At 32.6% G+C, this 26,592-nt stretch carries 27 protein-coding genes; 11 read left to right on the plus strand and 16 right to left on the minus strand.

Annotation, left to right across the window (positions count from 1 at the left end; translation table 11 throughout):
- Positions 1-13: 13 nt before the first annotated feature.
- On the plus strand, positions 14-235 hold the full coding sequence (locus tag ACRBBL_RS03995) for a hypothetical protein (protein WP_431367727.1): 222 nt from the start codon (positions 14-16) through the stop codon (positions 233-235).
- Positions 236-301: 66 nt separating this feature from the next.
- On the opposite strand, the gene ACRBBL_RS04000 is transcribed toward ACRBBL_RS03995, so the two are convergent.
- The 7 genes from ACRBBL_RS04000 to ACRBBL_RS04030 all read right to left on the minus strand — a co-directional run bounded on the left by ACRBBL_RS04000 (position 302) and on the right by ACRBBL_RS04030 (position 4,299).
- Positions 302-481, minus strand: coding sequence for an Arc family DNA-binding protein (locus ACRBBL_RS04000; RefSeq protein ID WP_431367728.1), 180 nt, complete (start codon positions 479-481; stop codon positions 302-304).
- Positions 482-486: 5 nt separating this feature from the next.
- On the minus strand, positions 487-1,005 hold the full coding sequence (locus tag ACRBBL_RS04005; protein WP_431367729.1) for a DUF1648 domain-containing protein: 519 nt from the start codon (positions 1,003-1,005) through the stop codon (positions 487-489).
- A 2-nt stretch (positions 1,006-1,007) separates the two neighbouring features.
- Positions 1,008-1,172, minus strand: coding sequence for a DUF4177 domain-containing protein (locus ACRBBL_RS04010; RefSeq protein WP_431367730.1), 165 nt, complete (start codon positions 1,170-1,172; stop codon positions 1,008-1,010).
- 22 nt (positions 1,173-1,194) lie between these two features.
- Entirely contained in the window at positions 1,195-1,377 is a 183-nt protein-coding gene (locus tag ACRBBL_RS04015) for a hypothetical protein (RefSeq protein ID WP_431367731.1), read from the minus strand.
- 2 nt (positions 1,378-1,379) lie between these two features.
- On the minus strand, positions 1,380-2,240 hold the full coding sequence (locus ACRBBL_RS04020) for an SPFH domain-containing protein (RefSeq protein ID WP_431367732.1): 861 nt from the start codon (positions 2,238-2,240) through the stop codon (positions 1,380-1,382).
- Between the two features lie 285 nt (positions 2,241-2,525).
- On the minus strand, positions 2,526-3,119 hold the full coding sequence (locus ACRBBL_RS04025) for an alpha-ketoglutarate-dependent dioxygenase AlkB family protein (protein ID WP_431367733.1): 594 nt from the start codon (positions 3,117-3,119) through the stop codon (positions 2,526-2,528).
- Positions 3,109-4,299: a hypothetical protein gene (locus ACRBBL_RS04030; RefSeq protein WP_431367734.1), complete on the minus strand. Its 1,191-nt coding sequence runs from the start codon at positions 4,297-4,299 to the stop codon at positions 3,109-3,111. The genes ACRBBL_RS04025 and ACRBBL_RS04030 overlap by 11 nt, the downstream gene beginning before the upstream one ends.
- Positions 4,300-4,341: 42 nt before the next feature.
- On the opposite strand from ACRBBL_RS04030, the gene ACRBBL_RS04035 reads away from it, so the two are divergent.
- From ACRBBL_RS04035 to ACRBBL_RS04045, 3 genes are all read left to right on the plus strand, one after another.
- Positions 4,342-5,016: a M15 family metallopeptidase gene (locus ACRBBL_RS04035; RefSeq protein ID WP_431367735.1), complete on the plus strand. Its 675-nt coding sequence runs from the start codon at positions 4,342-4,344 to the stop codon at positions 5,014-5,016.
- 303 nt (positions 5,017-5,319) lie between these two features.
- Positions 5,320-5,487: a hypothetical protein gene (locus tag ACRBBL_RS04040; RefSeq protein WP_431367736.1), complete on the plus strand. Its 168-nt coding sequence runs from the start codon at positions 5,320-5,322 to the stop codon at positions 5,485-5,487.
- Between the two features lie 148 nt (positions 5,488-5,635).
- A complete protein-coding gene (locus ACRBBL_RS04045) occupies positions 5,636-5,806 on the plus strand; it encodes a hypothetical protein (protein WP_431367737.1) in 171 nt (56 codons plus the stop codon).
- A gap of 71 nt (positions 5,807-5,877) precedes the next feature.
- On the opposite strand, the gene ACRBBL_RS04050 is transcribed toward ACRBBL_RS04045, so the two are convergent.
- Entirely contained in the window at positions 5,878-6,765 is an 888-nt protein-coding gene (locus ACRBBL_RS04050) for an RluA family pseudouridine synthase (protein WP_431367738.1), read from the minus strand.
- Between the two features lie 155 nt (positions 6,766-6,920).
- Here ACRBBL_RS04050 and ACRBBL_RS04055 point away from each other — a divergent pair, with 155 nt between their 5' ends.
- Positions 6,921-7,169 carry a hypothetical protein gene (locus ACRBBL_RS04055; RefSeq protein WP_431367739.1) on the plus strand — a complete coding sequence of 83 codons (249 nt, stop codon included), beginning with the start codon at positions 6,921-6,923 and terminating at the stop codon, positions 7,167-7,169.
- A gap of 295 nt (positions 7,170-7,464) precedes the next feature.
- On the plus strand, positions 7,465-7,890 hold the full coding sequence (locus ACRBBL_RS04060) for a hypothetical protein (protein WP_431367740.1): 426 nt from the start codon (positions 7,465-7,467) through the stop codon (positions 7,888-7,890).
- Positions 7,891-7,978: 88 nt separating this feature from the next.
- On the opposite strand, the gene ACRBBL_RS04065 is transcribed toward ACRBBL_RS04060, so the two are convergent.
- The 3 genes from ACRBBL_RS04065 to ACRBBL_RS04075 form a co-directional block, all read right to left on the minus strand.
- Positions 7,979-9,634 carry a serine hydrolase gene (locus ACRBBL_RS04065; protein ID WP_431367741.1) on the minus strand — a complete coding sequence of 552 codons (1,656 nt, stop codon included), beginning with the start codon at positions 9,632-9,634 and terminating at the stop codon, positions 7,979-7,981.
- Between the two features lie 117 nt (positions 9,635-9,751).
- A complete protein-coding gene (gene htpG / locus ACRBBL_RS04070; RefSeq protein ID WP_431367742.1) occupies positions 9,752-11,638 on the minus strand; it encodes a molecular chaperone HtpG in 1,887 nt (628 codons plus the stop codon).
- A gap of 228 nt (positions 11,639-11,866) precedes the next feature.
- A complete protein-coding gene (locus ACRBBL_RS04075; RefSeq protein WP_431367743.1) occupies positions 11,867-14,287 on the minus strand; it encodes a prolyl oligopeptidase family serine peptidase in 2,421 nt (806 codons plus the stop codon).
- A 349-nt stretch (positions 14,288-14,636) separates the two neighbouring features.
- Here ACRBBL_RS04075 and ACRBBL_RS04080 point away from each other — a divergent pair, with 349 nt between their 5' ends.
- On the plus strand, positions 14,637-15,653 hold the full coding sequence (locus tag ACRBBL_RS04080) for a 3-oxoacyl-ACP synthase III family protein (protein WP_431367744.1): 1,017 nt from the start codon (positions 14,637-14,639) through the stop codon (positions 15,651-15,653).
- A gap of 405 nt (positions 15,654-16,058) precedes the next feature.
- Here the strand turns inward: ACRBBL_RS04080 and ACRBBL_RS04085 are convergent, their stop codons facing one another.
- Entirely contained in the window at positions 16,059-18,527 is a 2,469-nt protein-coding gene (locus ACRBBL_RS04085; RefSeq protein WP_431367745.1) for an outer membrane beta-barrel protein, read from the minus strand.
- Between the two features lie 209 nt (positions 18,528-18,736).
- On the opposite strand from ACRBBL_RS04085, the gene ACRBBL_RS04090 reads away from it, so the two are divergent.
- A complete protein-coding gene (locus tag ACRBBL_RS04090; protein ID WP_431367746.1) occupies positions 18,737-19,093 on the plus strand; it encodes a CoA-binding protein in 357 nt (118 codons plus the stop codon).
- On the opposite strand, the gene ACRBBL_RS04095 is transcribed toward ACRBBL_RS04090, so the two are convergent.
- Complete coding sequence (locus tag ACRBBL_RS04095; RefSeq protein WP_431367747.1) at positions 19,064-20,581, minus strand: sodium:solute symporter; 1,518 nt, start codon at positions 20,579-20,581, stop codon at positions 19,064-19,066. The genes ACRBBL_RS04090 and ACRBBL_RS04095 overlap by 30 nt on opposite strands.
- A 253-nt stretch (positions 20,582-20,834) precedes the next feature.
- Between ACRBBL_RS04095 and recR the strand changes: the two genes are divergently transcribed.
- From recR to ACRBBL_RS04110, 3 genes are all read left to right on the plus strand, one after another.
- A complete protein-coding gene (gene recR / locus ACRBBL_RS04100) occupies positions 20,835-21,455 on the plus strand; it encodes a recombination mediator RecR (RefSeq protein ID WP_431367748.1) in 621 nt (206 codons plus the stop codon).
- 10 nt (positions 21,456-21,465) lie between these two features.
- Positions 21,466-22,599 carry a glycosyltransferase family 2 protein gene (locus ACRBBL_RS04105; protein WP_431367749.1) on the plus strand — a complete coding sequence of 378 codons (1,134 nt, stop codon included), beginning with the start codon at positions 21,466-21,468 and terminating at the stop codon, positions 22,597-22,599.
- Positions 22,600-22,716: 117 nt separating this feature from the next.
- Positions 22,717-24,048 carry a dihydrolipoamide acetyltransferase family protein gene (locus ACRBBL_RS04110; protein WP_431367750.1) on the plus strand — a complete coding sequence of 444 codons (1,332 nt, stop codon included), beginning with the start codon at positions 22,717-22,719 and terminating at the stop codon, positions 24,046-24,048.
- A gap of 480 nt (positions 24,049-24,528) precedes the next feature.
- Here the strand turns inward: ACRBBL_RS04110 and ACRBBL_RS04115 are convergent, their stop codons facing one another.
- The 3 genes from ACRBBL_RS04115 to ACRBBL_RS04125 form a co-directional block, all read right to left on the minus strand.
- Positions 24,529-25,107 carry a hypothetical protein gene (locus ACRBBL_RS04115; protein WP_431367751.1) on the minus strand — a complete coding sequence of 193 codons (579 nt, stop codon included), beginning with the start codon at positions 25,105-25,107 and terminating at the stop codon, positions 24,529-24,531.
- A 127-nt stretch (positions 25,108-25,234) separates the two neighbouring features.
- Positions 25,235-25,762 carry a Crp/Fnr family transcriptional regulator gene (locus ACRBBL_RS04120; RefSeq protein ID WP_431367752.1) on the minus strand — a complete coding sequence of 176 codons (528 nt, stop codon included), beginning with the start codon at positions 25,760-25,762 and terminating at the stop codon, positions 25,235-25,237.
- Between the two features lie 181 nt (positions 25,763-25,943).
- On the minus strand, positions 25,944-26,570 hold the full coding sequence (locus ACRBBL_RS04125; RefSeq protein ID WP_431367753.1) for a hypothetical protein: 627 nt from the start codon (positions 26,568-26,570) through the stop codon (positions 25,944-25,946).
- Positions 26,571-26,592 lie beyond the last annotated feature (22 nt).

Consider the following 26,592-nt stretch of genomic DNA (forward strand, 5'->3'; position numbering starts at 1 on the left):
TAATCCATAAAAGATGAAAAAAAATATAAAAGAACTTCGATTAAAAAAAAGCAAAGTAGCAAAATTGAACACAGATTTTATTAAAGGTCGAGGACCTGGTGTTGATGTATATTCGAAAAATGGTGAATGTACAACAGAAATAGATAAAACATGTACGGAAACTTTGCCTGTAACAAACCTGAAAAATAAGTGTAATGAAACAGGAGAAGAAGGTTGTCTTGTTGTTAGCGGATAAAAACTAAAAAANNTCAAATTTGATAGCCTTTTTTATACATAGTAAACAATAATTCAGTTAAAAACATTAGTTTTCTGCTGTATCGTCTGTTTTCTTTTTAGGTTCTCTTTTTGCATTTTTTAAACTCTGCATCAGCATCCATTCTATTTGTCCATTGGTACTGCGAAATTCGTCTGCAGCCCATTTTTCAATAGCTTTCAGCATCTCTTCATTGATTCGTAATGCAAAGGCTTTCTTTTTTGCCATAATTATTATTTTGACTTTGGAGCTTTTTGATTTTTCAACATAAATACAATTAAAACAATTGGCATCATTACGGAATATGCAATGATAATATACATGAGCGCTGACTTCAAGAAAAAGTCATTTCCTTGTGCTTGTTGTATGATGGAATAACATACATACGCTAGCAAAAGTAAGGTTAAAAAATTAACAATACGCAACATACGGCTGCTCAATTGATAGTTGTGTGCAGCATTATCTTCTGTGATTTTTACCATATAATTGTGAATGTGCGGAAACTTCGTTAAAACATACATTCCAATGGTAATAAGTGTCGAAATTCCCAATAAGAACCATATTGTTGTTTTGTTTCCTGTACCATCAACTTCTCCAGTAAGATTTACATGAGTTGGCACAATTTCAGGTAAAGATGTATACGATATTAGTGTATAGACCCATAAAATGACAAGCAATGCTGCTGTAACTGATTCTAAGATCATGTCCATAGGCTCTAAAGCCACTTTTATTCTGGGTCTATTTGCGTACATAATTATCTGTTTTTATTACGTTCAAAAATGACTTGTATAAAGCCTTCATGTTTTGTTACTGTATGCAAAACCCAACCTTGTTTTGCATGATTGTTTAGAATCTCTTCTAATTTTATGCTTCTGTCTCGCCAACCTAAGTTTGGTTTTAATACTTTATATTCTTTCATCGTCTATTCAAAATTAATGAGGTTATTTTTGTTCCTTATCCTCGTCAAAAACTACGAAGCTTAAAACAACACCAATAATAGTTCCAATAATGGAGCCAGCTAGAGTTCCCATAGCAACATCGCCAATAACGGTACCGACAGAAGTTCCTATACTTGTTCCTAAGGCAGTGCCAAGCCCAATGGCCGTAATTTGTTTATTGTTCATAATTATTGATGTAAAGTACCTGTGTTTACTACTGGGGCAGCTTCTTTGTCGCCACATAAAATTACCAATAAATTACTTACCATAGCGGCTTTTTTATCTTCATCAAGCATTAGTAATTCTTTTTTGTTCAATTCGTCAATAGCCATTTCTACCATACTTACGGCACCTTCTACAATTTTATGTCTTGCAGCTACAATGGCAGTTGCTTGTTGTCTTTTTAACATGGCACTTGCAATTTCTTGCGCATACGCTAAATATCCAATACGTGCTTCTAATACTTCAATTCCTGCAATAGCCAAACGTTCTTCCAATTCTTTTTCTAACGCTTCACTTACTTCGTTTACACTAGAACGTAACGTAATATCTTCATCGTGACCTTCATCAGCAAAATTATCGTATGGATACATACTTGCCAATTTACGAACGGCTGCATCTGTTTGTACACGCACAAAATGTTCGTAATTATCTACATCAAAAGCTGCTTTGTATGTATTGTTTACTTTCCAAACTAAAATAGTACTAATCATGATTGGGTTACCTAGCTTGTCATTTACTTTTAAGCGTTCACTATCAAAGTTACTTGCACGTAACGAAACTTTCTTTTTTGTATAAAAAGGATTTACCCAATAAAAACCGTTCTGTTTTACCGTTCCAACATACTTTCCAAATAATAATAATACGCGAGAGTTGTTTGGATTTACCATTATAAAACCTGGCGCAATAAATAATACTGGAACTAGGATTGGCAAAAATTCAGGGTTTTTAGTAAAAACTGCTACTGCAATTGTTCCAAAGAACGCTGCTAAAAATATAAATAACATTAAATACCCATTCGCAGGCACAATAATTTTCTCTTCTTTCATATGTAGATATTTTAGATTGATATTAAAATGATATCATAAATATATGAAATTAAATTTTAACTTTACAAGAACTTTAAAAATATATTTTTAACAATCATTATGAAAATGGTTGTTAAAGTCAATAATAATAAGAGTTTTTGTGAGAAAAACGAGTTTGGCACACCATTTGTATATGTAAAAGTGTAGCAAGGCAATGACATTTAGCAGAGCTGGTTACTTTCTAAATAGAGCTTGTTACATTTTGGTTGGTTAGTTAAAGAAAAGAGCATCCTTCGGGATGCTTTTTCATGCAATAATGCGAAATGTAATATTGATACGACCTCGAATTGGTTTTGCCGTTTTCGGAATTTGATGCAGCCATTTGTGCTGTGTTTCACCTTTCATTACTAGTAAGCTTCCGTGTTCTAATACTAATTTGTGTTTTAAGGTTTTGTCTGTACGATGTTTGAGATGAAAAAAACGAGCTTGACCAAAACTTAAAGAAGCTATGATCGGATTTGTTCCTAATTCTTTTTCGTTATCAGCATGCCAACCATTACTGTCTTTTCCATCTCTATAGTAATTGAGAAGCATGGTTGTAAAATTTGTTTCGCAAGTTTGATCTACTTTTTGTTTTAAATCTAATAAAGTTGGCGTCAATGCATGCGGCGTCATTTCTATGTTAGAATAACTATATGTTTTTTGATTGATTCCGTACAAAGCTGTCAAACGCGGTTGCGCGTATACTTTTCCAAAAACCTTAATGTCATCTTGTTGCCAAGGAGTTTCTTGCAGTAATGCTTCAAAAATGTGTGTAGCTTCTTTGCTTGCTATAAAATTTGGATAATAACAAATGTCTGCGTCTGGTAAATGCAAAGGAAACCCTTGTTTATTCTGCATCTTTGAAAATGTTTTTATAAGCTTCGGAGTTTGTGAATTCTTTGTATTCCTCTTGAAGTTCAAGTGTAAGCTCTTCTTCATTGATTGAAAAGTGTTCTTTCATTTTGGCTATTAAAGTTAACGCTTCACTCGTTTTATCTTGTAACAATAAACTATAGAGTTTATAATAATAACCACCATAAAAATTTGGAATTTCTGTCACTAAACGATCAAAAAATGGTTCTGATTTTTCATAATCTGACTGAAGATTAAACAGAATACCTCTGTATAAATCAAAAATTGGATCTTCACCTACATATTTTTTTAAATCATCAATAGCTGCATTTAGTTTGTCTAAATCGCCATGAACAATGTTTTCTTGAAAATTTAAGTAAGTATGTAATCGCTTATCGTCAGGTTTGAACGCTTTCATTTCGGTGATGACTTCTATTAATTTTTCATCATCATAATTTGAAGCAGCGATTAATAAAAATTGATAGTGAAACGAACTCCTTTTTGCCGTTGGAATAGAAACGAGTGACGTATAGGCTTCTTCATAGTTACCCGAAAACAAAAGGTTCTTTATAGGCTGATATATTTTTATATCCGCAATATCGATTCCTTGTGAGTTTATAGCTTTATAATACATATCTGATGCCATTTCAGAAAATAAAATTCCCGAATAAAAATTGTACATATCTTTTATGATGATTTTATCTTTTTTGATACCAAGTGTGAAATCTATAAAATTGATAAAATCTGGACGATACAATCTAAATACGATATGCGGTATACCATCTTCTTTATAAAAGTTAGTATACTTAAAATCGTTTGTAGACACTAGTTGCGAACTTATAGAACTGCCTACTTTTAGATACGATTGTAAAAGTTCTATCCCTTTTCGCTTGTTGTAACTTTGAGCCAATTCACGCTTAGAGAAATTAAAAAATGAAGCGACATCAATACTATTATCAAACATTTCGGGGTTTTCTGCATGAATTGATTCTTCTAGTTTTTTAGCAAACCCAATATAGTTTTCATCTGAAAACTGATTATAAAATTCCGTAATTTCTGCTGTTTTTTGAGTCTCTTTATATTTCTTTCCAAAATAAACTGCTGCAACAAGTACAATTCCAACAACAACAATTGTGATCATGCTTTTCCAAAAACGTTTTGTACTTTGTCCATTAGAATCATTCATGTGCTTTAAATGTGTATGTTTGTATTCAGTTGAAATATTACTATGCTAAAATCAATAAATATACTATTAATTCTTGTAAGTGCGCTTACAATACAGTCTTCATCACAACTGCCTAAAGGCTTTGTGTATGTAACTGATTATATTCCAGATATCACCATAGAGTTGCGCTATTTTTGTTCTGATAATTTTGTAGGAACGCATATTGATGGTTATGAAGAGGAAAAATGTATTTTGTCTTTACCTGCAACCTTAGCGCTTCAAAAAGTACAAACTGTACTCAAAAAACAAAACTTAGGTATCAAAGTCTTTGATTCATACAGACCACAACGCGCAGTAGATCATTTTCGTCGTTGGGCAAGAGATTTAAGTGATACTTTAATGAAGCAAGAATATTATCCTGATGTTGCTAAGAAAGATTTATTTCGACTTGAATATATCGCAACAAAATCGCGTCATAGTAGTGGGAGCACGGTTGATATTACACTGATTGATTTAGACACTAAAAAAGAATTGGACATGGGAAGTTCATACGATTTCTTTGGTGAAATTTCTTGGGTAGCGTATCAAAAATTAACCAAAAAACAATTGCACAACAGAAAACTATTGCAAGAAGCAATGTTACAAAATGGTTTTCGAAACTATCCACAAGAGTGGTGGCACTTTACACTTCGCGGTGAACCATATAGAAATCAATACTTTGATTTTCCTGTACACTAATAGATTTTTTGTAACTTCATCTAAACTAGTATTCAATTAAAATCGAAAATTATGTTAGACAAATTCCAAGAATTCGAAATTACAAATGTAGAAACAATTAATGGCGGCGCAGGAGCTACCGAATATATTATTCTATTATAAACTTAATAGAATATATAAAAGATCTTAAAAGCGGACTTCCAGGTTCGCTTTTTTTACGATATTCTATCTGTGATCTTTTATAAAGAGTCATAAGCTTTTCTTTTTTTCTGTGTAACTAATTGATTACTTAGAGTATTATTAATAATTAAATAGTTTTAAATTATGAAGAAAAGAAAATTGAAAGGACTTGAACTTTTAGCACTTCACAAAACAGTTGTGAGTAAGTTGTATGGAGGAATTACAGATGATGATGAAGATGATGTAGAAGAAGATGAAGATGGAGTTGCAGCTAGTCAAACCGTTGTTCCTGCAAGACAGCGAAAAAAGTAATAATTCTTGTAAATTATTTAGCGGACTTCGGTTCGCTTTTTTAATGAAATACTGTTTGTGATCCTTTTTGATAAATAAGTAAGGTTTAACCGTAATTGTTAAGAAAAAACATTTGATATATTTAGCTGTAAATCAACAACTTATAATTATGAAAAAACAGAGTTTAAAAAGCTTAAAGCTTAACAAGAAATGTATTTCTAACATTCAAGAGAGTCAAACTAAAGGAGGAAGAACTTACATAGGTTGCACCGACGGAACTTACAATTGTCCTGCAAGTTGGATTACAAGATGTAATGCTTCGCATTGTATATGTCAATAATTCTTGTGTAGTCACATTAAAAATTTAAAAGTGAGCGGACTTCGGTTCGCTTTTTTTGTCTAGCAAGTAATCTAATTGTGAAACTTCAAGAATCGTCTAGCTTCACGTTCAAGAAAAATTTTGTACTTATTTGGCGGACTGATCGTAAAAGATATTTTTTCTCTCGTTTTTGGATGTGTGAATTCAATAGAAGTCGCACATAAAAACAAGCCTTTTTTATAGTTTTCTTCCTTTTTTCCGTACAATTGATCGCCAATGATTGGATGATTGATACTTGCTAAGTGAACTCGCAATTGATGCGTTCTTCCCGTAGTAGGAAATAATTCTACTAGTGACAAATGTTCATTCTGTAAGGAAGGAACAGTTTGTATGGTTTTGTAGTTAGTAAATGCTTCTTTTTCAGCTACAGCTGAGGTAATTTCGCCTTTATTAGTTGTTTTACCAATTACAATTGTCTGATAGGTTTTTGTAATTTGTTGTTGCTCAAATTGACGATACAAATCTCTTTGTGCATTTTTAGTTTTTGCTACAATTAAAATTCCACTCGTAGGATTATCCAAACGATGAACAGGTTTAGGGTAGGTGAGTGCATCCATTCCTGTAGCAGGTTTTAGATTATGTGGTAGAGCATTTTCTATGGTTTTAAAATAGTTGCCATTTGTGGGAAATCCGGCAGGTTTATTAATGATGGCAATATCATCATCTTCAAAAATAACAGGAATTACAAGCTTAAATATTTTTTTAACAATCGTTTCTTCAGCGTAAATTTTAATAATATCATTTTCTGAAACATATATTGCGGTAGTTGCTATTTTTCCATTAATGGTAATCAATTGTTTTTTTAGACTTTTTTTTAACGCACTTTTTGTTGCAATACATTCAAAGTTTGCTACATCATATTCCTGAATACGAACAGATGAATTGGATTTAGGGACAATATGTGTTTCTAGAAGTTTCAAAAAATATTTTTGTAAAAATAGAAATTGATAGCTATTTATAAGTATTTCATCTCTATATTATTGATACATTTTAATAGTGTAAACGTATTGTGAATAAAAAAATGTAAGGGTTTATAGATTATGTCTTATCTTTAACAAAACTTAAAAAACCAACCATGAAAATAAAGAAGTGTATATTTAGCTTTTTATGTGTACTTATTTTATTTGCAACAGCTTGTACTTCAGATGACGTTACCTCCGAAGAATCTAGAGTAAGAGAAACTGCACTACAACCACACATAACACCAGTATCAACTGACGTTCGCGTTGTTCAAGATGAGGTTATAATAGTAATAGATACTATGGAAACCAAAAGAGTCTTAAGTAATAATCATACATCTACAAATCCACGTCGTAGAAATTAAATCGGCTCTAAAAGAAACGATTTTTCAGATTGCAAATAGCTCCAATTGAAATGAGTAAGTTGGAAATAGAGCAAGTCTGTTGATGATTTATGTTTGGTAAAATTGAATTTAGAATTAAATGTTTTAATCATAAAAGTGGTCAATCACTAGTAAGTACTTCACTTGTAATTGATTGAAGAGATAAAATTTTCTGCTTAAATAAAATAAAACTTACAAAAATTTTTACTGTTTGCGGATTTCCGTAAGGTTTTACTTTCTTTACTGTTTATATTTGACTTAAATAAACTAGTAAATTATGAAAAAAAACCAACTAACTCTTGTCTTGTTATGCATACTGACCATGTTTATAACAAGCTGTTCTTCAGATGATCTCACAATTGAAGAAATGACTTTAAGTAAATCGGAACAAGATGCCATTGTAAAATTGGTAAAAACTAATGTATCTATTACAAAAAACGCACAAATCACTATTGATTCAGTAAAATTAAAAAAAATAGAGGATACATATTATTTGTCTTCATATCACGGAGATGAAATCACAACAACATTATTGAAAGTTGAAAATGAAACACAGCTTAAATATGCAGGGATTTCATGTACTTCCAAGAGTTGTGCAACAAGTGATGGTTGTGTACCTCATAAGGATGGGAAAAAATGTACCAAATGCCCTTGGAGTGCTGATTGCACAAAGACGGTGACATCAGATCAATTAACAGAATAAATATATTTCCCTATATTCTTTTTCATAAAAAAAACACGAATCTATACAATTGTTAGATTCGTGTTTTTTATATGTATATACGGTAGATTTATTTAATTTTTTTTCCTTTTGTTTCTCCGCCTCCTTGACTTAATGTCAAACTAATAGGCAACTTTGTAGTTTCATCAATTTCAAAAGTAATCGTTGCAGGAACTACTTTTAAAAAGAAATTATCTTCCGATTCGGCGAACATTTCTACTTTAGATTGGTTTGTTGCTTGTCCAAAAATTTGATTTCCTTCTACTGTAATTTCAATGAAGAAATTTGGAGCCAATTCATACGTTCCAATATATTTCTTTAATGTTTCTTTCGAAAGTTGAACCTCTTTTTTAGGTTCAGGCATTTTTTCATTACTCCAAACACCTTCCAATTCTACTCTATTATCTCTAAAAATAGCTTGCTTTTTTGTTTCATCAGAAAAAATTAATTCAGCAAAACTATCGTCAAAGAAAAAGCTGTTTTCAGAAGTTGGATAAATTTTAAACTTGCTATTACTGTCAAGGCGCTGACTAAATAATTGTTTGCCTTTCAAAGTGATGAATCGGGTAGAACCATCATCAAATTTGTAAGCACCAACCCATTTTTGCAATTTTTCTTTACTAAGTTTAATGGCGTCTGAAGCTTTCAGATATGTTTTTCCAATTGTAATGGCTGCTATTTTATAGGCAACATTTGTTGGCGAAACACAATCACAATTTGTCAAAATAATAATGTATGCGTTTTCACTAGGCACATAAATTCCTTGTGTTGTATATCCAAAAATACCACCACCATGTTCAATTACAGGAACATCCTTAATTTTGTGAGTAAACCAACCGTATCCGTAATTGATATTGTTTCCGTTATTTATTTTGTAGTTTGTAAATGCTTTTTTAGTACTTTCTTTCGAAATTAATTTGTGGTTGCGAATTGCGGTGTTCCACTTTAATAAATCATCTACTGTAGACATGATAGAGCCAGCTGCATACGGAATTGTCATGCTAATATAATCTGCATTTCTATATTCGTTTTCACGTTCTTGATACCCATACGCTCTATTTTTAATGATTTTTGACTTGCTTCCATAATGTGAACTATTCATATTCAATTTGTCAAAAATTCGCTTTTGGATAAATTCTCCATACGAACTTCCACTAATTTTCTCAATAATATATCCTAAGAGTACATAACCAGAATTGTTATAGCGAAATTGTTCGTTAGGTTTAAAATCCATTGGCTCATCTTTAAACGCGTCAATCAATTCTGTAACCAAAAGATCTTTTCTAGCAAACTCTCTTAACGAAGGAATTGAAGTATAGCTTTTAATTCCGGAAGTATGTGTCAATAAGTGATGAATCGTAATTTTTGTGTCTTGCGTAGGATAATCGGGAATATATTTAGTAATTTCATCATCTAGCGAAAGCTTTCCTTCTTCAAGTAACATTAAAATTCCAACTGCGGTAAATTGTTTGGTAATGGAGCCAATTTCGAAAACATTTTCAGGAATCATGTCAATATTAAATTCCGTATTAGCTTTTCCATAGGCTTTTCGAAAGACAACTTTACCTTCTTTAGCGACCAAAATTGTAGCACCAAAATTATCGTTTTGGTATTGATCGTTCATGAGTTGATCAATTTGAGTTTCCATATTTTGCGCATATTGCACGGATGGAATCGCTATAAAAAGCGCTAAAAAGAATACGTTAAGGATGAATGTTTTTTTCATGTTTAATTTATTTTATTGTTTTTGATTGAATAGTAATACGACGACCTTACTCAAAAATAGTTACAAAAAAAGCCTCTTCTTTTCGAAGAGGCTTTAAGGTAAGATTATTTTTTTTATCTATTTAATCATATCATAACTACGCTTGATGAATTGTGTCAACTCTTCACCTGTCAATAAGTTTTGAGATAAACGTGCTAAATCGAGAGATTGTTTGATTAAACGTTCTTGTTTTTTTCTTGTTTTAGTATTTAGAATTTGACCAACTAATTCGTGATTTGTGTTTACGACCAAGTTGTACATTTCTGGGAAATTCCCCATTCCAAACATACCGCCACCGCCTGATTGTTGCATTTCCTTCATACGACGCATAAATTCTGGCTGCGTAATCATAAATGGTGAAGCGTTTGAATCCATTGCTTCTAACTGAACAGTATACTTGTCAGCAGGGACAACTTCTGTTAATGTAGTTTTTAAGGATTCTTTTTCTTCATCAGAAAGTTTTGAAATTTGCTCTTCGTCTTTCTTGATTAAATTGTCAATATGATCTGCATCTACACGCGCAAATGAAATTTTCTCTTTCGATGTTTCTAACTTTTGAATTAAGTGTGAAACAATTGGAGAATCTAGTAACAATACTTCGTACCCTTTGTCTTTTGCAGCTTGAATGTAGCTGTGTTGTTGATCTTTGTTAGAAGCGTATAAAATGATAGTCTTATCATCTTTATCCGTTTGTGTATCTTTAATTTTTTCGTGTAACTCTTCATACGTATAATACGTTCCATCTACAGAAGGATACAATGCAAACTTGTCTGCTTTATCAAAGAATTTTTCTTCTGAAAGCATTCCGTATTCAATCACAATTTTAATATCGTCCCATTTTGCTTCAAAATCTTCTCTGCTATTTTTGAATAAAGAGCTTAATTTATCTGCCACTTTACGTGTGATGTATGAAGAAATTTTCTTCACGTTTCCATCAGCTTGTAAGTATGAACGCGATACGTTTAATGGAATATCTGGAGAATCAATAACACCTTTAAGCATTGTTAAAAACTCAGGAACAATTCCTTCTACATTATCCGTTACAAAAACTTGGTTTTGATACAATTGGATTTTATCCTTTTGCATGTTCATATCGTTTCCAAGCTTCGGAAAATATAAAATACCAGTTAAGTTGAACGGATAATCTACATTTAAGTGAATGTTGAATAACGGTTCTTCAAATTGTGCTGGATATAATTCACGGTAAAAACTTTTATAATCACCTTCTTCTAATTCAGACGGTTGCTTTGTCCATGCTGGGTTTGGATTATTGATGATATTATCAACTGTAATTTTTTCAGCTTCAGCACCTTCTTCTGCATCTTCTGGAAGTGGTAATGTTTCTTCTTTTGTTCCAAATTTGATTGGAATCGGCATGAACTTATTATACTTTACCAACAATTCTGTAATTCTTGAATCTTCTAAGAATTCGGTAGAATCTTCAGCAATATGTAAAATAATTTCAGTTCCTCTTTCTGTTTTGTCATGCTCTTCCATTGTGTATTCTGGAGAACCATCACATGTCCAATGTGCAGCTTTTGCATCACCATGACTTTTAGAAATGATTTCAACTTTTTCTGCAACCATAAAAGCAGAATAGAAACCAAGACCAAAGTGCCCTATAATTCCTGAATCTTTGGCAGAATCTTTATATTTTTCTAAGAATTCTTCGGCTCCAGAAAAAGCCACTTCATTGATATATTTTTGGATTTCCTCAGCAGACATTCCGATTCCTTGATCGATAATGTGCAGTTTCTTTCCTTCTTTATCTACTTTAATTTCAATAACTGGATTTCCGTACTCGACACTTACTTCTCCAATGTTTGTTAAGTGCTTCAACTTTAGAGTAGCATCCGTTGCATTTGAAATAAGTTCTCTTAAAAAGATTTCGTGATCGCTGTATAAGAACTTCTTAATTAAAGGAAAAATATTTTCTACAGATACATTAATATTTCCTGTTGCCATTTTTTATCTTTTTAGTTTATTATTAATTGTTCGTGTTTTACTGTGAACATACTTCCCAAAAAAAATACCATTCTTACACAAGTGACAAGATGACATAAATTCTGTCAAAAAGTGTGAAAAAGAAAACTCCGCCAAAAGCGGAGTTTAATACCTGTTATCTATGAACGAAGTGATCTAAGAGTTTCTGCTACAGCAGAAACGAGTTTAACAGCAAAGCTGTCCAAAAATCTATTTCGTCTTTTTATTTTTTACATGCAATTCTAACCAACGATCTTGTTCCCATAATAAGTGCATGATTGATTCTTTAGAACGATATCCATGACTTTCTTTCGGTAACATAACTAAACGTACAGGCGCGCCCATACCTTTTAAGGCATTAAAATAACGTTCACTTTGTAGTGGATAGGTTCCTGAATTGTTGTCTGCTTCACCATGAATTAGTAACAAAGGTGTTTTCATTTTATCAGCATGCATAAAAGGTGACATGTTGTAATACACTTCAGGAGCTTCCCAATAATTGCGTTCTTCACTTTGAAATCCGTATGGAGTTAGAGTTCTGTTATATGCGCCACTTCGGGCAATTCCTGCTGCAAATAAATCGGAATGTGTTAGTAAGTTTGCTGTCATAAATGCACCATACGAATGCCCGCCAACTGCAACTTTAGTTCTGTCAATATATCCAAGCTTATCAACCGCATCAATTGCTGCTTTTCCATTGGCGACTAATTGTTTGATAAATGTATCATTTGGTTCTTCGTTTCCTTCGCCCACAATTGGGAAAGAAGCATCATCTAAAACTACATAACCTCTAGTTACCCAATAAATAGGCGAGCCATAATATGGATATGTAAATTTATTAGCGTTTGCAGTTACTTGACTAGCATTTTTCTTGTCTTTATATTCTCTAGGATATGCCCAAAGAATCATTGGATATTTTTTCCCTTCTTCAAAATTTGTCGGTAAGTACAACGTTCCCGAAAGATCCAATCCATCATCACGTTTATAGGTAATTATTTTTTTTGTTACATTTTGAATGCTTTCAAAAGGATTTTTAAAATTCGTTAATGGTACAGCCGTTTTATTCTTTTTTAAATTTTGAATGTAGTAATTAGGGTATTCATTTTTAGATTCTAACCTAATAAGAAAAGTTCCTTTCTTTAAGTCTAAAGCATCAACGATATTTAACGTTTTTCCTACATAATCAGATTCGTAAATTCGCTTTGTTTTTAAGTTTTTTAGATTCAATTTGTCTACAAATGGCTTTCTTCCTTTTTTGCTGTAACCGTCACCAATTAAATACAGATTGTTTTTTTCAATATTCAATACATTTCTATTGTATTCATTTTTTGAAGTAACAAAATTTCCAGGATCGCTATATTTATCTTGATAACTTCTGTCAGAAATCATTTTTGGCGCAATTTTATTATTAGATGGGTTGAAAAGATATGTTTTTGTATTTCGTGTATTCCACCAATAATCATACGCTATAGCAGTTGTGTTGTTTCCCCAATCCATTCCGCCAAAACGACCTATTGTTTTTAATAAAGAAGTTGCGTTTCCTGTAAATGGCGCTTCTAGCTGAAATACTTCATCTCTGTGTGAAACTTTTTTGGCAGGATCACCGCCATCTAATGCTTCTGCCCAATAAATAGTTGCAGGTTTGTCTGAACGCCAAGAAATGTTTCTGCGTCCTGTACGTGTTGACATAAACCCTTTTGGTAAATCTTCAATGAGCGGCACTTTTAATGCTTCGTATACTTCATTTCCGTTCAAATCATAAATGATAGAAGAAAAAGGAAATCTTGAGTACGTTACTAAATATGAAAACGGTTTCTCAATTGTATTCAGCATGATAAACTCTCCATTTGGTGATAATGACATGCCTTTATACATGTTTTGCGCCATCCAAAGTGTGTTTGTACCATTCAAATCGACTTTGTATAATTCTGAAGTAGCTAATTGCTCAAAGTTAAATTCGTCATTCTTATTTTTCAATAAATCTTGATAGGTTCTGTTTTGCGCTTTTACACCTTGCTCACTTACTGAAATTGTAGGTCCAGTAGGAACCGAAGTAGTAGTATTTATAAGCTCTTTTCTTTTAGAAGGTACTTTTTTTACAAGCAATGCATTGCTGTTTTTTAACCACATGTAGGAAGCTCCAATGTTGGCATTCAAATTCGCGTCAGTTAGTTTTTTTGCAGATTTTGTGTTGAAATTAATTACCCATAATTCTACTCCAGTTGCAACAGTATTGGTAAGTGCGAGTTTATTTTCGTCTGGCGACCAACTAAAGTTAGAAAAACGTCCTTTTGTAGGCAATCCTGCTACAGCTTCTTCTTTGTTGGTACGACCAACTCTGATTAAAATTTCATTGTAATATGTTTGTCGGCTGCCAATATTTGTTTTTGGATTGATACGTAAACCTGCTAGACGCAATTCTTTTTCAGAAAGTTCGGCAATGCTTTTAAAGTTGCTTCTATAGGCAAAATAAAATTTTTCACCTTTGTTATCCATACTCACTCTTGGAGCAAGTGGAGCATCAGCAAGTTCTAATATTTCTTCAGGCGGTTGTTGGTAGCCAATATTTTCTTGTGCTTTTAATCCAAAAAATGGAAGAAAAAGTAAAAATAGTAAAAAGGTGTTTTTCATAGTTATTCCTTGTATTTATGGTTGTAGGTGTATAAAACTATTTAAAATACTCGGAATTTTTATAAAAAATAACAGTTTTCTTGTAAGGATTTTAGAATATTCTCGATTTACTCTGTAATGATTAAGGATAGAGACTGTTATCGAAAACGAATAATTCCTTAATCAATTGTTTATTTATTGGTTAGGTTGTTTTAAAGCACATTTATGTTTCATAGATGTGCTTTTTTGCTTAACTACACGCGATTAAAGGTTAAGAAGTAATTATTAATGTGTAATTTTGTATTCTGAATTTTTAAGAATTCGTAATTTATAAGACGTTTTCACACTAAAAAATAAAAGTCAATAATTTATGTATACATCTAAAATTATAGGATTAGGACATTATGTTCCAGATAATGTGGTTACCAATGAAGATTTATCCAAAGTAATGGATACAAATGATGCATGGATACAGGAACGTACAGGAATTAAAGAAAGAAGATTTGCCGTAAAAGGTACAGAAGATACAACTTCGGGTATGGGAATCAAAGCTGCAAGAGTAGCTATTGAACGTGCAGGAATTGATAAAGATGATATCGATTTTATCGTTTTTGCTACCTTAAGTCCCGATTATTATTTTCCAGGACCTGGTGTTATGGTACAAAAAGAATTAGACATTAAAACTGTCGGTGCACTTGATGTACGCAACCAATGTTCAGGGTTTGTGTATGCAATTTCTGTTGCAGATCAATTTATTAAAACAGGAATGTATAAAAATGTTTTGGTAATTGGTTCAGAATTGCACTCACATGGTTTAGATATGACAACACGCGGAAGAGGTGTTTCTGTAATTTTTGGAGATGGAGCAGGAGCAGCCGTTTTAACACGAAGTGATGATAATAGTCGTGGAATTTTATCAACACATTTACATTCGCAAGGAGAACACGCTGAAGAACTTGCATTAACAGCACCAGGAATGGGAACACGTTGGGTAAATGATATTATTCACGATCATGAGAATGGTGTAGAAGACACTTCCTACTTTCCACACATGAATGGACAATTTGTATTTAAAAATGCAGTTGTTCGTTTTAGTGAAGTTATTATGGAAGGTTTACACCAAAATGGCTTGAAAAAAGAAGACATTGATATGTTAATTCCTCACCAAGCAAACTTACGAATTGCACAGTTTATCCAAAGAAAATTTGGTTTAGGAGACCATCAAGTGTATAATAATATTATGCGCTACGGAAATACAACTGCAGCTTCAATTCCAATTGCATTGACAGAAGCATGGGAAGAAGGAAAAGTAAAAGAAGGAGATACGGTTGTATTAGCTGCTTTCGGAAGTGGATTTACTTGGGGAAGTGTAATTATAAAATGGTAATATAATAACAAGAAAACTATATAGAAAATAAAATCCCAAGTGCTAACGCGCTTGGGATTTTTTCTTAGATAGAATATCTAGTATACCTTATTAGTAATTAATGGGTGTCTTTATAGAGTGCTAAATTCGAGTAATTAACCTAAATAACAATACAGTATACTTCAATTAGAATACAAAATTGGTTGTTTTTTTTCAAATATGATTACTCCTTGATGTAATTTTAACAGTTTTTTTGTTAAAACACCTTACTTTACGGATTAAGAGTATGTTAGATGATCTTTAAAAACAGAAAACCTTAGTTGTGCACAACTAAGGTTTTCATTTATTAATAACATTCAATTAACACTAACCATCAATAATAATTGAAGTTATTAACTTGTTATATGTTCTAATTAAATGTAGTTTTTATAAGAATCCGCCGCTTCCAGACTTTTCGTCGTTATCACGTCTCTTACGAGATTTTGCTCTGTATTTTCTACCTCCAAAACGGTATGAAATGCTAACGTTTACAGTGTTACTTTCCCATCTAAATCCTCCTTCTTGACGGAAAGGTCTTTGGCCGTCAAAACCAAATTCCATGGTGTTGAAAATATCATTATAGTTAACACTTAACGTTCCGTTTCCTTGTGCAAAAGAGTAACGTGCTCCAATATTTACAAAATACATTGGTTGCATTTCAAATTGTAATCCTTGTACACTACCTCTGTAGAAACCAAAAGCAGATAAGTTTAATTTTTTAGTTACTCTAAAGTTGTTAAACATTCTAAAGTTCCAAGCTGCGTTATCAACTTCTAGCGTTTCACGAATAATATTGTCAGTAGTTGCTACATCGGTTGGTGCATTCAATGATTCTGTAATTCCTTTCTGTTTTTGTGAAAAGAAATCAAAACTTGTATTGAAACTCCACCAGCTAGTTGGTCTAAAATTACTTGAAATTTCTACTCCATAAGCAGATGTATTGTCAAAGTTGTCATGTGTTAAAATTAATCTGTTAATGTCAGTACGATCTACAAAAACAGCTCTGTTTATTTCATCCTCAATAAGTCTATAAAAAACACCTCCAGTAATAGTTCCTTTGTTTCCAAGTTTTCTAGTGTAATTTGCTTCCATAGAGTTTGTAAACTGTGGCTTTAAGTTGATATTTCCAAAAGAAGAGATCAACGGAGTACTCCATTCTCTAATTGGATTTACTTGCCCAATTCCTGGTCTGTCTACACGACGACTATAACTAATTTGGTATGAATTTTTTTCAGATGCAGTATATGTGAAAAATGCAGATGGATAAAACTCAACGTAATCGTTTTCAAAAACAATATCAGTTACATCTGTAGTTGCAATTTCTCTGGATAATGCATTGGCGTCAACTTGAACACTTTCTGCTCTAACACCAACTTGGTATGACCATTTTTCAAATTGCTTTCCGTATGTTCCATACAATGAGTAAATATCTCTACTGTAGTTAAAATCAGTACTTGGTGTTCTACGGAAGTTCCCTAATTCGTCAAAAGAAAATCCAGTAGATTTATAATCAATACCAGAGTTAAACAAACGTGCTTCTGCTCCAAGTTCTAACTTCGCTTTGTTTTGCATTGGGCGAACATAATCTAAGTTAATTGTAGTACGATCTCTGTCTGTTTCTGTATCGTCAACATAATCAGGGAATATATTTGCTCCAGAAAATACAAAATCAAAACTATCAGTTGCATCAAAAACATTATAATCTACTTCCAATTCAATGTTATGTCCTTCATCATTAATATCATACTTATAGTTAAAGTTATATTGAGAAGCAAGATTTTCATTTTTTGCTAAAAAGTCTTGAAAAGTATTAAACTGTGGATCATTATTGAAAAATACATTTGTAACACCATCATTCTTACTATCAGAAATATTTTGATTTGTAAAGAAAGAAACGGTATTCTTTTCGTTTAAGTAAATATCAAGTCCAACTTTAAATAAGTGCGTTTTTTGATTGTCTAAAAAACTAAATATTTGTTCAGAATTTTCATCTGGACGGAAGATATTTCCATCATTTGCATTTTTAGAAATATTATTTGAGTAGTTTCCGAAAACATTAAACTTTCCATTACGATAGTTCATGTCAAGAGCACTATTAAATTTAGCTTCACGCTCACGTGTTAAACCGATATTTACGTTTCCATTAAATCCAATATTTACATTTTTACGCAATACAATATTGATAATTCCACTCATTCCTTCAGGATTGTACTTTGCAGAAGGATTTGTAATTAATTCAATTTTTTTGATCGAATTTGAAGGCAACTGCTTTAATAATTGTGCAGTAGGAATGTTTGAAAGTTTTCCGTCAACCATAACACGTACGTTCTGGTTTCCACGCAAGCTAATAGCTCCAGTTTGCTGATCTACATTTACAGAAGGTAAGTTGTTCATAATGTCAGAAGCTGTTGGCCCGGCAGTAACCAGGTCTTTTCCAACAGTAATAACTTTCCTGTCTACTTTCTGTTCAATCGTAGTTCGTTCTGCAACTACTTCAACTTCATTAAGTGTTGTAGCACTTTCTGCAAGTGAAATAGTTCCGAATTCTACTACTTTATTGTCGTTTGAAATTGTAATATCTTTTGAAATTGTTTCGTAACCGATAAATTGAATATCTACGATTAAAGCTCCGGCAGGAATCTTTTCAATTTTAAAATTTCCATTGTCATCTGAAATTGCTCCAGTAATTACTTTACTGTCTGCTTTCGATTTAATAACAATTGTTGCATAAGGAATTGCTTCGCTAGTAGTAGCGTCAATTACTTTTCCTTTAATAGTTCCGATTTTGGGGGCTGGATTTTGAGCATGTAAAGCAAAGCCTAGCATTACCATGCACAGTGTGAATAGTTTTTTCATCTAATTAGTTCGTTTTTTTTGTTGTTGATGATGAATCCATACTTTTGGAATCATGCATACTTGACGAAGTAATTCCTATTGTGTTACGAGCTTTAACAACTTTTAACATATTTTAACAAATAAGGTCGTTACACATCAAAAATCACTAAATTTGTAGCCTCATTACCAGTGAGCAATATCCAAATCGTAAACCTAAATATCGTAATCTATTGAAAACATTAGTGTTGGGCGCTTCTATGAAGTCGCATCGCTTTTCTCATAAAGCCGTAAATAAATTAGTTGCAAAGGGACATGAAGTTGTAGCTTTTGGACTAAAAGAAGGAGAAATTAATGGCGTTACCATCGATACCGAATTAGTACAATACAAAGACATTCATACAGTTACCTTGTATTTGAATCCTACTGTACAGCCTGAATATTATGACTATATACTTTCGTTACAACCTAAACGTGTAATTTTTAATCCAGGCACAGAAAATTCAGAATTTTGTACAACATTACATGAAAAAGATATAAAATGCGAAGTTGCATGCACCTTAGTCATGTTGGCGTCGAATACATATTAAACCAATAAAAGTTAGCAATCCGTTAATTGGTAATAATTCGTACCCAAACTGATAATACATTTTACTCGATAGTTTTGTAGCTTCCACTAGATTGGTAACATCTTCGGTGAAGTAAACATAGTATGTTCCAAAATTAGCCAATACATACGTTAAGCAGATAGAAACTAAAGTGACAATCCAAACGTGTTTGTCAATTACTTTGTATTTGGTGAAAATTCCAAAGGCAAACAAACCTAATAATGGTCCGTATGTGTAGCCAGCAATTACTAGAATGCTATTAATTACATTATCGTTATTTAATAATTTAAAAATAATTACCACAACAATCAATACAACAGACATTCCAACATGTACAAATTGACGTGTTCGTTTTTGTGTATGTTCAGGTTTCTTTTCAATGCCTAAAAAATCAACAGAAAACGAAGTGGTCAATGAAGTCAAAGCAGAATCGGCGCTAGAATATGCTGCGGCAATCAATCCTAACAAAAAGACAATTGCTAACGAAAGTCCCAATCCGCCTTTGAGCGCAACTTCTGGAAACAATAAATCAGTTTTTGGTTTTTCATTCATCAAAGGAACATCAATACTGTGTTTAGCTGCGTACATATAAATCAAAGCTCCTAAAAGTAAAAAGACAAAGTTTACAACGATCAAAACAACACTAAAAGAAACCATGTTTTTTTGCGCATCGCCCAAACTTTTACAGGTTAAATTCTTTTGCATCATATCTTGATCGAGTCCTGTCATACACACTGCAATAAACAATCCGCCAAGGAAAGATTTTACAAAATAATTCTTTGCCATGACATCGTCGGTAAACCATATTTGACTGTATTCTTTTAGTGTGTCTGAATTGAAAAATTCGCCAAAACTTAGATCCAAATCACCTAAAATTAGATAAATAGCTACTCCAACGGCAACAAGCATAAACAGTGTTTGTAGTGTGTCTGTCCATACAATCGTTTTAATTCCACCACGAAATGTGTATAGCCAAATCAATATAACGGAAAGTGTAACTGTAACGGCAAAATGAATTTCGTATGCATCAAACACATAACGTTGTAAGACAATCGCAACTAAATACAATCTAAAAGAAGCACCAAGAATTCTAGAAATCAAAAAGAAAAAAGCACCTGTTTTATAGCTCACCACGCCAAAACGATCTTCCAAATACTGATAAATCGACGTCACATTTAAGCGATAATAAATAGGCATCAATACATAGGCAATAATAAAATAACCGACCAAATAGCCAAATACAACTTGCATATAGCTAAAATTTGAAGCTTCAACCCAACCTGGTACAGAAATAAACGTAACACCCGAAAGTGAAGCGCCAATCATTCCAAAAGCTACCACATACCAAGGTGATTTTCGAGACGCTTTAAAAAACGTTTCGTTGCTGTCGTCTTTTCCTGTGAAATAAGAGATTAAAATTAAAACGCCAAAATATCCGGCAATCAGTAGTAAAATGTGAATTGGCTGCATCTATGTAATTTTTCTGTATTGCAAAATACAAACTTCTAATTCATAAACGAATTATTTATGATTTTTGATTGAAAGTTTCAGAATGTCAGTTTGAGCACAGTTGAGAACAACTAGAAAATTCTACAGTTTATAAGCTTTGTGAAATCTCAGTTTCGAATTCAATTTCAATTTCGAGATGACGTGATGATATTAGAAGATGCAAGAATTCAAATTCAATTTCGATTTCAAGTTCAAAAAAGTGTAAATTTGCCAAATGGAATTCTCCTCAAAACTCTTAGAAAACGCTGTTAACGAAATTTCGCAATTGCCAGGAATCGGAAAACGTACGGCATTGCGGTTGGTATTACATTTATTACGCCAGCCAGAAAGTCAGACCTTGCATTTGGCAACAGCTTTGCAAGACTTGCGTACAGAAATTAAACATTGTAAAAGTTGTCATAATATTTCAGATGTAGAAATCTGTGATATCTGTAAAAATGGCAATCGCCAGCAAGAAATTATCTGTGTTGTAGAAGACATTCGTGATGTCATGGCAATTGAAAGTACAGCGCAATACAAAGGCTTATATCATGTTTTGGGTGGAAAAATTTCTCCCTTAGACGGAATTGGTCCGCACAATTTAACCATTGGGAGTTTGGTAGAAAAAGTGCAAGCAGGAAAAGTAAAGGAAATTATTTTTGCACTAAGTTCAACGATGGAAGGCGATACAACGAACTTCTACATCTATAAGCAAATAGAGAAATACGAAATAAAAACATCTACTATTGCACGTGGAATTTCGGTGGGTGACGAATTAGAATATGCAGATGAGGTGACTCTAGGAAGAAGCATCATCAACAGAGTTCCGTTTGAAAACTCTCTGAAAAGCTCTTAATTATAAATAGATGAAACTCTCCGTTATCATTCTCAACTACAATGTACGCTACTTTTTGGAAGCCTGCATCAGAAGTGTACAAGCTGCGATAACAACGCTTGACTCGGAAATTATTGTGGTGGATAACAATTCGCCTGACGATAGTTGTGACATGATGCGAAACATCTTTCCAGAAATTCAACTCATTGCAAATACAGAAAACGTAGGGTTTGCCAAAGCGAACAATCAAGCAGTGAAAATTGCCAAAGGAGAATACGTATGTATCTTAAATCCAGATACAATTGTTGCAGAAGATACATTTACGCAACTACTAGAATTCGCAGAAAAAACAGAGAACATAGGAAGTATTGGGTGTAAATTGATCGATGGAAGCGGAACGTTTCTGCCAGAAAGCAAACGAAACATTCCAACGCCAATGGTATCTGTAAAGAAAATTATAGGAAATAAAAACTCAGGGTACTATTCAGACGTTCATGAAAATGAAATTGGTAAAATAGACATTCTTGTTGGCGCGTTTATGCTGATGAAAAAAGAAGTATACGATGCCGTTTCCGGATTTGACGAAGACTATTTCATGTACGGAGAAGACATCGATCTGTCTTATAAAATCAAAAAAGCAGGTTTTCAAAACTACTATTATGGTAAAACTTCGGTCATTCACTATAAAGGAGAAAGCACGCTAAAAGACAAAACCTATGCAAAACGTTTTTATGGCGCCATGCAGCTATTCTATAAAAAACATTTTAAAAGAAATTTTGTGTATGATGTGGCAGTTACGCTTGGCGCGAGATTGATTCCGTTAATATCATCATCAGAACAAAAAACACAAAAAGAGGTTCATAAATATATAATTGTGAGTGATTCGGCGGAACGTTTCAAGCAAATACAAGCTATTTATAGTGATAAAAATTGTGTACAAGTTGAAAACTTAGATCATTTTTTTCGTCAGATAGAAGAGAAAAACAATACTGAAATCATTTTGGATAATCATTTTGTAGCTATGAAAGACATCATTCTAATCTTTGAAAAACAGCTTGGATATTACAAAATATTACCAAAAAACAGTACTTTTATCGTCGGTAGCGATTCCTCTAAAAATAGAGGAGAAGTTAGGTTGCTGAGTAAGCAAAAGAATGGTGTTTGAGAAAGTTAAAGCAAGCTTGCTGAACTTGTTGAAGTAAATTGAAAATAATTCAATAAAAAACGATATTATTTAGTATTTTCGCAAAATAAAATAAAATAACATCTTTAGATTAAGGATATGGCAAAATTTGAACTAAAACTTCCACAAATGGGAGAGAGTGTTGCAGAAGCAACAATTATATCATGGCTCAAAGAAGTTGGTGACACTATTGAAGCCGACGAAGCAGTGTTAGAAATCGCAACAGACAAGGTAGATTCTGAATTACCAAGTGAAGTTGATGGTGTTTTAGTTGAAATCTTATTCAATGTAGATGATGTCGTAAAAGTTGGTCAAACACTAGCTATTATAGAAACAGAAGGAGAAGGAAGTGTAGATGCAACACCAGCGCCAGCAACTAAAGTAGAAGAAGCACCTGTAGCAGTAGCGGCAGTTGAAGAAACTGTAACGGCAGCGAAAGAAACAGTAAGCAATGATTTTTCAAACACTGAAAAATTCTATTCGCCTTTAGTTAAAAACATTGCAAAAGAAGAAGGAATCTCTGTTGCTGAATTGGATGCAATTGCAGGAACAGGAAAAGACGGAAGAGTAACGAAGAATGATATTCTTGCATATATAAAGAACAGAGGAACAGTGCAAGCACAACCTCAAAAAAAGGAAGCACCAAAAGCAGCTGTAACTGCAGCAGCAAAAACGGTAGCAGCTCCAAAATCGACACCAGCAACACCAGTTTCTGTAAATGGAAGCGACGAAATCATTGCAATGACACGTATGGGGAAACTCATCGCACATCACATGGTAGCTTCGGTACAAACATCGGCACACGTGCAAAGTTTTGTGGAGGTTGATGTGACAAAAATTTGGAACTGGCGTAAAAAAGTAAAAACTGCTTTTGAAAAACGTGAAGGTGAAAAACTAACATTCACACCAATATTCATGGAAGCTGTTGCAAAAGCATTGAAAGATTTCCCAATGATGAATATTGCTGTTGATGGCGATAATATCATCAAAAAGAAAAATATCAACTTAGGAATGGCAGCTGCATTACCAGATGGAAACTTAATTGTTCCTGTGATCAAAAATGCAGATCAGTTGAACTTAGTTGGCATGGCAAAAGCGGTTAATGATTTAGCAGGAAGAGCTAGAAACAACAAATTGAAGCCAGACGATATTCAAGGAGGAACGTATACAGTAACGAATGTTGGTACATTTGGAAGTATCATGGGAACTCCAATTATCAATCAGCCACAAGTTGGAATCTTAGCTTTAGGAGCAATTCGTAAAGTTCCTGCGGTTATTGAAACACCAGAAGGTGATTTCATCGGAATCCGTTACAAAATGTTCTTATCACACTCATACGACCACAGAGTTGTAAACGGTGCGCTTGGAGGACAATTTGTAAAACAAGTTGCTGATTACTTAGAAGCTTGGGACAGCGATAGAGATATTTAAGAAATATTTATTCAATCATATACAAAAGAGTTTTCGAAAGAAAACTCTTTTTTTGTTTTAGTATTTAGTTAATAGTTGTGAGATGTTAGTATTGAGTATTGAGAAGTTTCAAACGATATATTGGATATTAAATATCGCATACTAGTTAACTATGAAACGAAACAATTCGTTACAATAAGTACGATGAAATAACATGACAAAAAACATTCGTGAATTTGTGGTAAGTTTTAGAAGTATTTAAAGCCAATTTTACAATTCTTAACAAAGAAACGCATTGACAAAATAAAAAAACTGAACGTCACTTCGAGTGGCGAATCTCTGATTCGTTGTATTGAGAAGTACTTGGTTTTTCAAGGTTATTCAGAAGTTTCAAAACTATTCTCGATACATTTTTCTATTGAAAAACACTCGAACTGGCGTTGGAGAATTTTAGGTTATAAAATTGAACTTCAAATGTTAAAGTGTTTTAAAATCAACAAATTAACGAAAAGCCAAACGTTTTACCCTCAAAACAATGTTACTCCAAATTTGTATTCCTTTGGGAAATAATAAAATAAGATGAACAACACCTAAAACAATAGCGCCAGGAATCATATTAATTGATATCAGTTCCATTAATTGCTGTGCAGATGAATTAGTAACGAGTTCAGTAATGACAATTCCAGTTTCTGTAATTTCTACTTTTGTAGCAAGTAGTAAAAAAATGGCTGCAAAATGAAAGCTATTTGCAAAAAGGTGTAAAATATATTCCCATTTTGGTAAACCTCCAATAGACTTTCTACTATCCTTTTCAGAATATGCGTCTATTCCTAAAACGATAAAATCAATACCAATAAGTGCAATTGAAATCCAGAAACTTATTTTGTCAGTATTAAGAAACAAAAACCAAACTATTAAAGGAAAAAGGATTGCTCTTGCAGTATGTGTTTTGTGTTCAAAAACACTGTCTTCCCTTTTAAATAGTTCATACTTCCATATATGTAAATAAAATCCATCGTAAGTTGCTAAAAACATGAAGAGTAGTAAGCATAATGTGCTTAAGTAATATAAAATATCCATTCGCTGAGTTGTTTAAATTTGAACAAAAATCTGCGAATAAAAAATAGGATCAATTGATATATGTCACAATCGTATGCTTATACCATTTATCATTTTCTTTTATAGTAAATTCAAACAACAATTGGTGTTAGGAGATTTTCGACCTAATTCGACTCAATGTTTCTCTAGAAACACCAATATAAGAAGCAATGTGTTGAATGGAGACGCGTTGAATAATTTTTGGTTGATTTTTAAGTAAATGAAGGTATTTTTCTTTAGCAGTTTCAAAACTCAACGCATCAATTCTTTCGGATAAACGAGCACATTCTTTTTCGGATAATACTCTGCTAAGTGATTCCCATTTTTGATTGAACTGATATAACTTCATCAAATTTTCATAAGATAAAGAAACAATTGTAGCATCTTCAATGGCTTGTATGTATTCCTTTGAAACTATTTGATTTACAAAGCTTTCTTGTGATGAGGTAATTGAATTTTCCATACAAAAGCAAGTATTTATTTCATTTCCATTTTTAAGATGAAATGTTCTAAAAAGACCAGAACTTATATATGTTATGCGATTACAAATCTGTCCTTCTCGCAATACATAATCGCCTTTTTTTATATCCTCAACTACAAAATAATCCAATGCTGAATTGAAGGTGTTGTCATCCATCTGAATGACATTTGTTATATATGATTTTATTTTTTCAAATTCAGGATTCATAATAAACACAAAATAATATATTCAATGATAAGTTAAAAATCTAACAGCGTTCACACTGAGTGGAGCCGAAGTGAAGCGTTCTAACAGCGCGAAGCGCGATCTAACATCTAACAGCATAGCGATCTAATATCTATTTTTTAAGCATCTCAATAAAAGAAATTAAATTCAATCCTTCATGTAGTTCTCCTTTAACAATTGCGATAGGAATGGAAGAAATAACAACATCTTTGCGTTTCATTTTTGAAACAGTATTCCAAAAAAACTCTCTATATCTATCATTTTCAGAAATATTAAACGCTTTGTGCGGAATGCGATTTGCTTTTAGCATGCCCAATAATTTTTCGCACTTAGTGCATTCTTCTTTCGTAAAAATAATCGTTTCTCCTTTATCAATTAGATGATCGAGTGCTTTCCAGCTTTTCACTGTAGTATTTACATTTAATTCTTGCAGTTTATCATCAAAGGAAGAAAAATAAGTATATTCTGGAGTTACGTTTCTCAGAGGAATCAGTGTAGTAAGCAATACTTTTTTCTGTGCAGGAACTTTTTTAATAACTGGTCGATAACTACTTTTTCGAAAACCTTTTCCATCAATCTTAAAAAAAACTTCTTTTTCGATATTTGTATGATTAATGGCATAAAATTGAATCTTCTTTTTACCTTTAACTTCTACAATTTCAATAGCTTCTGTTTGCGCGTTCGCTGAAAAAATCCAACAAAAACATAAAAAAAGAGTTGCTAAAATAGACTTCCACATGCTTGCATTCCTGTTATTGTTA

This window comes from Kordia sp., from assembly GCF_050633145.1.
In the GTDB taxonomy this organism is placed as follows: Bacteria; Bacteroidota; Bacteroidia; order Flavobacteriales; family Flavobacteriaceae; genus Kordia.